Source organism: Amycolatopsis sp. NPDC049688, from assembly GCF_040674975.1.
Lineage (GTDB): Bacteria > Actinomycetota > Actinomycetes > Mycobacteriales > Pseudonocardiaceae > Amycolatopsis.
Genome location: NZ_JBFANY010000013.1, coordinates 253,464 through 260,284, shown reverse-complemented (window position 1 = coordinate 260,284; position 6,821 = coordinate 253,464). Strand labels below are relative to the sequence as shown.

The 6,821-nt window shown below is 72.0% G+C and carries 6 protein-coding genes; 5 read left to right on the top strand and 1 reads right to left on the bottom strand.

Annotated features, from left to right (window positions below; genetic code table 11):
• Positions 1-361 precede the first annotated feature (361 nt).
• On the bottom strand, positions 362-814 hold the full coding sequence (locus AB0J55_RS33595; RefSeq protein ID WP_364257726.1) for an Lrp/AsnC family transcriptional regulator: 453 nt from the start codon (positions 812-814) through the stop codon (positions 362-364).
• Between the two features lie 111 nt (positions 815-925).
• Between AB0J55_RS33595 and AB0J55_RS33590 the strand changes: the two genes are divergently transcribed.
• From AB0J55_RS33590 to AB0J55_RS33570, 5 genes are all read left to right on the top strand, one after another.
• On the top strand, positions 926-1,363 hold the full coding sequence (locus tag AB0J55_RS33590; protein ID WP_364257723.1) for a rhodanese-like domain-containing protein: 438 nt from the start codon (positions 926-928) through the stop codon (positions 1,361-1,363).
• 15 nt (positions 1,364-1,378) lie between these two features.
• Positions 1,379-2,125 carry a type 1 glutamine amidotransferase gene (locus AB0J55_RS33585; RefSeq protein ID WP_364257720.1) on the top strand — a complete coding sequence of 249 codons (747 nt, stop codon included), beginning with the start codon at positions 1,379-1,381 and terminating at the stop codon, positions 2,123-2,125.
• A gap of 94 nt (positions 2,126-2,219) precedes the next feature.
• Positions 2,220-3,353 (top strand): inorganic phosphate transporter, encoded by a 1,134-nt coding sequence (locus tag AB0J55_RS33580; RefSeq protein WP_364257717.1) that lies wholly within the window; start codon positions 2,220-2,222, stop codon positions 3,351-3,353.
• A gap of 29 nt (positions 3,354-3,382) precedes the next feature.
• Positions 3,383-6,358, top strand: coding sequence for a bifunctional [glutamine synthetase] adenylyltransferase/[glutamine synthetase]-adenylyl-L-tyrosine phosphorylase (locus AB0J55_RS33575; protein ID WP_364257714.1), 2,976 nt, complete (start codon positions 3,383-3,385; stop codon positions 6,356-6,358).
• A gap of 14 nt (positions 6,359-6,372) precedes the next feature.
• Complete coding sequence (locus AB0J55_RS33570; protein ID WP_364257711.1) at positions 6,373-6,798, top strand: acyl-CoA thioesterase; 426 nt, start codon at positions 6,373-6,375, stop codon at positions 6,796-6,798.
• The last annotated feature ends 23 nt before the right edge of the window (positions 6,799-6,821 follow it).

The window sequence follows — 6,821 nt, the reverse complement described above, 5'->3', positions numbered from 1 at the left end:
AGAGTAGGACACCGCCGAACTTACGTTGGAGAAGGGCCTGGGCCCGGTAGAGACCAAGAGTCTCCCGGCCCAGGCCCTTTTTCGCATTCCCACCGGCCGCCGTGTCGACCCCCCAATCACGCGTGCTGACCCTTCAATCACGCGAGCCGACCCTCCAGGCACGCCGGCCGACCGTCTGGGTACGCGGACCGACCCTCCAGGCACGTGAACCGCCGGCCGAGGCGGCGAGTTTCGGCCTCAATCACGCGAGTCCCGACCCCAGTCACGCGAATCCCGCCCTGGAACACGCGAGTTCCGCCTGCCCGGCCGCCGTGATGCCCCTCCAGTCACGCGTGATGCCCCTGCAATCACGCGCAAAGCCTCAACCCAACCCCGGCCGCCCCGGCGCCCGCCCCCGCAACGGCGACGACAACACCAGCGACGTCGTCGTCTCCCCGTACCGCTGTACCTTCTCGACCAACGCCTCCAGCTCCGCGGTATCCCGGCACAGCACCCGCAGCACCCAGCACTCGTCCCCCGTCACATGATCCGCGGCAACGACCTGAGGCAGCGGCAGCACCGCCGTCCGGAACCGCGGTGTGTCCAGACTCCGCACCCGGGCCCGCACCAACGCCTCGATCGGCAGCCCCAGCTTCGTCGTGTCGACACTCGCCGCGTAGCCGGTGATCACCCCGCGCTCCTCGAGACGGCGTACCCGTTCCGTCACCGCCGATCCGGACAGCGACACCCGGCGCCCCAGCTCGGAGAAACTCAGCCTGCCGTCGGCCTGCAGGAGCTCCAGCAGCTGCCAGTCGACGTCGTCGAGGTGCTCCACCGCAACTCTCCCGGGATCGCAGGGCCAGAACAGGGAAATCCCCGGCCGATCCGGGCTTCCACGCCGATTCTGCCCTGTCCCGAACCCGCCCGGCCCAGCAGGATTTACCCCATGACACGCACGCTCGCCTTCCCCGCCGCCGCGCCCGAAGCCGCCGTCGCGTACTTCGCGGCCGAGCTCGGCTTCGAGGTCGATCCCGACGACCTCGTCCAGGACCTCGAAGCCGGACGCACCGACGGCTACGTCGTCGTCGAGACCCGCGCGCCCGAAGCCTTCGCCCACGCCCGCATCCCCGGCGCGATCAACCTGCCCTACCGGGACATGACCGCCGAAAGCACGAAAGACCTCGACCGCGACCTCGTGTACGTCTGCTACTGCGAAAGCGCCCAGTGCAACGCCGCCACGAAAGGCGCGCTCAAGCTCGCCCAGCTCGGCTTCAAGGTGAAACGGCTTTCCGGCGGCATCACCAGCTGGATCGCCGCCGGCTACCCCGTCGAAGGAACGCCCGTCGAAGGATCGGCGACCCCGGGGATCCGCTGCGCCTGCTGACCTACCCTGGATCCCGTGACACGACTGCTGATCATCCAGCCGGACGCCTCGGACCCGGCCGGTCCCCTCGGCGACTGGCTCACCGACGCCGGCGCGGAACTCGACGTCCGCCTGCTGCCCGGGCAAGAACTGCCGGACCTCGACGGCTACCAGGGCGTCGTCTGCCTGGGCGGCAGCATGGCCGCGGAAGACGACGCCGCGCACCCGTGGCTCGCCGACGTCCGGCGGCTGCTGGCCAAGGCGGTGTCGAAGAGCCTGCCCACGCTCGGGATCTGCCTCGGCGCGCAGCTGCTGGCCGTCGCGACCGGCGGCCGCGTCGAGGCCGGTCCCGACGGGCCCGAGGTCGGGCCGTACCTCGTCAGCAAGAAGGACGCGGCGTGGACCGACCCGCTCTTCGCCGACCTGCCGCTCGTGCAGGACGTCCTCCAGTTCCACACCGACGCCATCACCCGGCTCCCGCCCGGTGCCGAGCTGCTCGCATCCTCGCCGCGCTACCCGCACCAGGCCTACCGGCTCGGCCGTTGCGTCTACGGCGTCCAGTTCCACATCGAGACGACGCCGGAGGTCGTCGAGAGCTGGGCCGTCGAATGCCCCGGCGAAGCCGAGTTCGCCCGGCCCGGCGCGCTCGACCACGACAAGCTGGTCACCGTGCACGCCGACATCGAGGAAACCTGGCGGCCCTTCGCCCACCGGTTCGTCAAGCTGGCCGCCGGCGAGCTCGAACCCGCCGCGGCAAGTCAACGCACGTTACCGCTGGCTTGACGACAGAAGTCACAACCTGCAACAGCCCGTTAACGCCGGGCGCACCCGTCAGGTACCTTGCGGACAGAGTCCCCACAAGGGTGCGGAGGTCGGGGTGCAACCCTCGTTGCTGGTCGTGGTCGTCGTCGTCACGGCCCTGGTTTTCGATTTCACGAACGGGTTCCACGACACCGCGAACTCGATGGCCACGTCGATCGCCACCGGGGCCCTCAAACCCCGGGTGGCCGTCGCGATCTCGGCGGTGCTGAACCTGGTCGGCGCGTTCCTGTCGGTGGAGGTCGCCAAGACGATCTCAAGTGGGCTGGTGGACGACACGAAGATCGGCCCGTCGATCGTCTTCGGCGGGCTGATCGGCGCGATCGTCTGGAACCTCGTGACGTGGTTCGTCGGCCTGCCGTCGAGTTCGTCGCACGCGCTGTTCGGCGGCCTGATCGGCGCCACCTGGATCTCCGCGGGCACCGATTCGGTCCACTTCGGAAAGATCGTCGAGAAGGTCCTGGTCCCGGCGGCGGCCAGCCCGGTCATCGCCGGTCTCGTCGCGATGGCCGCCACCTACCTCGTCTACCGCTTCCTGGTGCGCGGCCGCCCGGCCACGCGCGGGTTCAAGGTCGGCCAGATCGTCTCGGCGTCGCTGGTCTCCCTCGCCCACGGCACCAACGACGCGCAGAAGACCATGGGCGTCATCACGCTGACGCTCGTCACCGCCGGCAGCCTCCCCTCGGGCGCCGCGCCACCCGTCTGGGTGATCATCAGCGCCGCCTGCGCCCTCGCGGCCGGCACCTACCTCGGCGGCTGGCGCATCACCCACACCCTCGGCAAGGGCTTGACGGACATCGAGGGCCCGCAGGGCTTCGCCGCCCAGACGAGCTCGGCGCTGGTCATCCTGGTTTCGTCGCGGCTGGGTTTCCCGCTGTCGACGACGCACGTGTGCTCCGGCGGGATCGTCGGCTCCGGCGTCGGCCGCCGCGACGCGCCGGTCCGCTGGCGGATGGCGGGCCGGATGGTCGTCGCGTGGCTGTTCACGCTGCCCGCGGCCGCGGTCGTCGGCGCGATCTCCGGCAAGGTCGCGTCCCTCGGCACCGCCGGCACGATCGCCGTCGGCGTCGCCGGGATCGCCGTGGGCCTCGGCATCTACCTGCTTTCGCGCCGCCACCCCGTCACCGCGCACAGCTTCCAGGTGCCCGAGCCGACGCCCGCCGGAACCGAGCCGGGCCGGCTCGCCGCCTGAGCCGCGTTCCCCGGCTACGGTGGTCGGTGATGGCAGACCGCGCGCGAACGACCGCTTCGGCGGCGAGGTACGGCTTCACCGACGCCCGTGCCGAGGGGCAGCTGCGCGCGGCCGGCTGGTGGGCCGACGCCGGCCCGGCCGACGCGGCCGCCGACGTGCTCGCGGCGTTGTCGCGCACCGCCGATCCCGACCTCGCGCTGCGCGGCCTGGACCGGATCCGCGAGGCCGACGCCGGGGAGTGGACCGCGCTCGAAGAACAGCTGCGCGCCCACCGGACCTTCCGCGGACGGCTCCTCAGCGTCCTGGGCACGTCGAGCGCGCTCGCCGACTTCCTCGCCGCCAACCCCGGCCAGTGGCACGCGCTCACGGCCGACAAGTGCACCGACTCCGCCTGCTACCGCGAGGCCCTGCGCGCGGCGCTCCTGCGTGACGACGGCTCGGTGCTCACCGGCACCGAAGCCGAGCAGGCGCTCAAGGTCGCCTACCGCGGCCAGCTGCTCGGCATCGCCGCCGCCGACCTCGGCCACCTCGTGGAGGCCGGTCTCGAGCACCCGAGCTACGCCGAGGTCGCGGCGCAGCTGACCGAGCTCGCCGAAGCCGCGCTGGCCGCCGGGCTGGGCGTCGCCGAGGCCGAAGCCGGCACGTCCGCCGAAGGCACCCTTTCGATCATCGCGATGGGCAAGTGTGGCGGCCGGGAGCTCAACTACGTCAGCGACGTCGACGTCATCTTCGTCGGCGAGGGCGACCTCGGCCTCGCCACGCGGCTGGCGAGCACGATGATGCGCGTCGTCGGGAAGGCGTGCTTCGAGGTCGATGCGGCGCTGCGCCCCGAGGGCAAGGCCGGCGCGCTCGTCCGCACCGTGGACAGCCATCGCGGCTACTACCAGAAGTGGGCCAAGACCTGGGAGTTCCAGGCCCTGCTCAAGGCCCGTCCGGTGGCGGGCGACGCCGAGCTCGGCCGCCAGTACGCCGAGATGGTGGCGCCGCTGGTGTGGTCGGCCGCCGACCGCGAGAACTTCGTCGCCGAGGTGCAGCAGATGCGGCGCCGCGTCGAGGGGCACGTGCCGTCGGAGCACGCCGAGCGCGAGCTGAAGCTGGGCCGCGGCGGCCTGCGCGACGTCGAGTTCGCCGTGCAGCTGCTGCAGCTCGTGCACGGCCGGGTCGACGCGGACCTGCGTTCACCGTCCACGATGGACGCGCTCGCGGCGCTCGGCGAGGGCGGGTACGTCGGCCGTCAGGACGCCGCCGAGCTGGGGGCGTCGTACGAGTTCCTGCGGATGATCGAGCACCGGCTGCAGCTGCGGCGGCTGCGCCGGACGCACCTGTTCCCGGCGGCGACGGACACCGACGAGCTGCGCATCCTGGCCAGGGCCGGCGGGATCAAGGCCACGGGCGGCCGGAGCCAGGGCGAGGCGCTGCTCGCGGAATTCCGGCGGCACAGCCAGGGCATCCGGCGCCTGCACGAAAAGATCTTCTACCGGCCGCTGCTGCAGTCGGTCGCGAACGTGCCGACCGAGGCTCTGCGCCTGACGACCAAGCAGGCCGCCAGCCGCCTGGCCGCGCTCGGCTACACCGCACCCGACGGCGCGCTCCAGCACATCAAAGCCCTCACCGCGGGGGTTTCGCGGCGCGCGGCGATCCAGCAGGCGCTGCTGCCGGTGCTACTCGCCCTCTTCGCGGACACGCCCGATCCCGACGGCGCGCTGCTGTCGTACCGGAAGGTGTCCGAGGCGCTCGAAGACACCCCGTGGTACCTCCGGGTGCTGCGCGACGAGGGCACGGTCGTGGAGAACCTGGCGCTCCTGCTCGGCACGTCGAGGCTGGTGCCCGACCTGCTGGTCCGCGCGCCGGAGGTGCTGCAGCTGCTCGGCGACCCAGCGCGCCTGGTGGGCCGCACGCCGGCCGAGGTGGCGACGTCGCTGCGGGCCGCCGTCCGGCGTCAGCCCGGGTTGAACGCCGCCGTCGCCGCGGCGCGATCCCTGCGGCGCCACGAACTCCTGCGCGTCGCGTGCGCGGACCTGCTCGGGCTGCTCGACGTGCCTGAGGTCTGCGAAGCGCTGTCTTCGGTCTGGGTTGCGGTGCTGCAGGGCGCGTTGGCCGCGGCGTTCCGCCAGCGCCAAGCCGAGCTGGGGCGCACGCCGGCGCGCATCGCCGTCATCGGGATGGGCCGCCTCGGCGGCGCGGAACTGGGCTACGGCTCCGACGCCGACGTGCTCTTCGTGTGCGAGCCGTCCGAAGGCGTTTCGGACGCCGACGCGGTGAAGTTCGCTTCGTCGGTCGCGGAGACGGTCCGGAAGATGCTCGGCGCGCCGAGCTCGGATCCGGCCCTGGTGGTCGACGCCGACCTGCGCCCGGAGGGCCGCAGTGGGCCGCTGGTCCGCACCTTGGAGTCGTATCGCGCGTACTACGCGCGGTGGGGCGAGGTGTGGGAAGCCCAGGCGTTGCTGCGCGCGCGGTTCATCGCCGGCGACGACGACCTCGGCGAGCGGTTCATCGCGATGATCGACCCGATCCGCTACCCCGAGGGCGGCCTGGACGGGACGAAGGCGCGGGAGATCCGCCGCATCAAGGCCCGCGTCGAGACCGAGCGCATGCCCCGCGGCGCCGACCCCACGCGCCACACGAAGCTGGGCCGCGGCGGCCTCGCCGACGTCGAATGGACGGTGCAGCTCCTGCAGCTGCAGCACGCGCACGAGGTGCCCGGGCTGCGGACGACGTCGACGCTGGACGCGCTGGCCTGCCTGCCGGAGGCGGGGCTGGCTTCGCAGTCCGAAGCGGACTCGCTGCGCGAAGCGTGGCTGCTGGCAACCCGGGTACGCAACGCGGGAATGCTGGTCCGCGGCAAGGCGGTCGACGAGGTCCCGGGTTCGGGCCGCGACCTGGCGGCGGTGGCCCGCGTGTTCGGCCGCCCGGCGGAGGACGACCCGGGCGAGTTCCTGGACACGTACCGCCGCATCACCCGCCGGGCGCACACGGTGGTGGAGCACCTGTTCTACGAAGCCTGACCTACAGTGGGCCGGTGACCGATCGCGAACCGTTCCGCACGAGGATCAAGGTCCGGCACTACGAGCTGGACACGCTGGGCCACCTCAACCACGCGGTGTACCACTCGTACGGCGAGGTCTCCCGGCTGGAGCTGCTGGAAGCGGCGGGGGCGCTGAAGGGCCTCCCGGGCGTGGCGTCGGTGTTGCTGGAGACCCACGTGGTGTTCCGCCGCGAGCTCCGCGCGGGCGACGAAGTCGACGTGACGTGCGACGTCAGGTTCGGCACCGGCAAGACGTTCAAGATGGACTCGAACATCATCAAGCTCGACGGCACGCTCGCCGCGGAGATCACCTGCACGCTGGGGTTGATGGACCTGGAGCGCCGGAAGCTGGTGGAGAACCCGCGGGGCCGGTTCGAAGCGGCGGGCGCGGACCTTCGCCTGATGTCGACGGCGGAATAAGAAACGCCGGTGGCGAGGGCTCT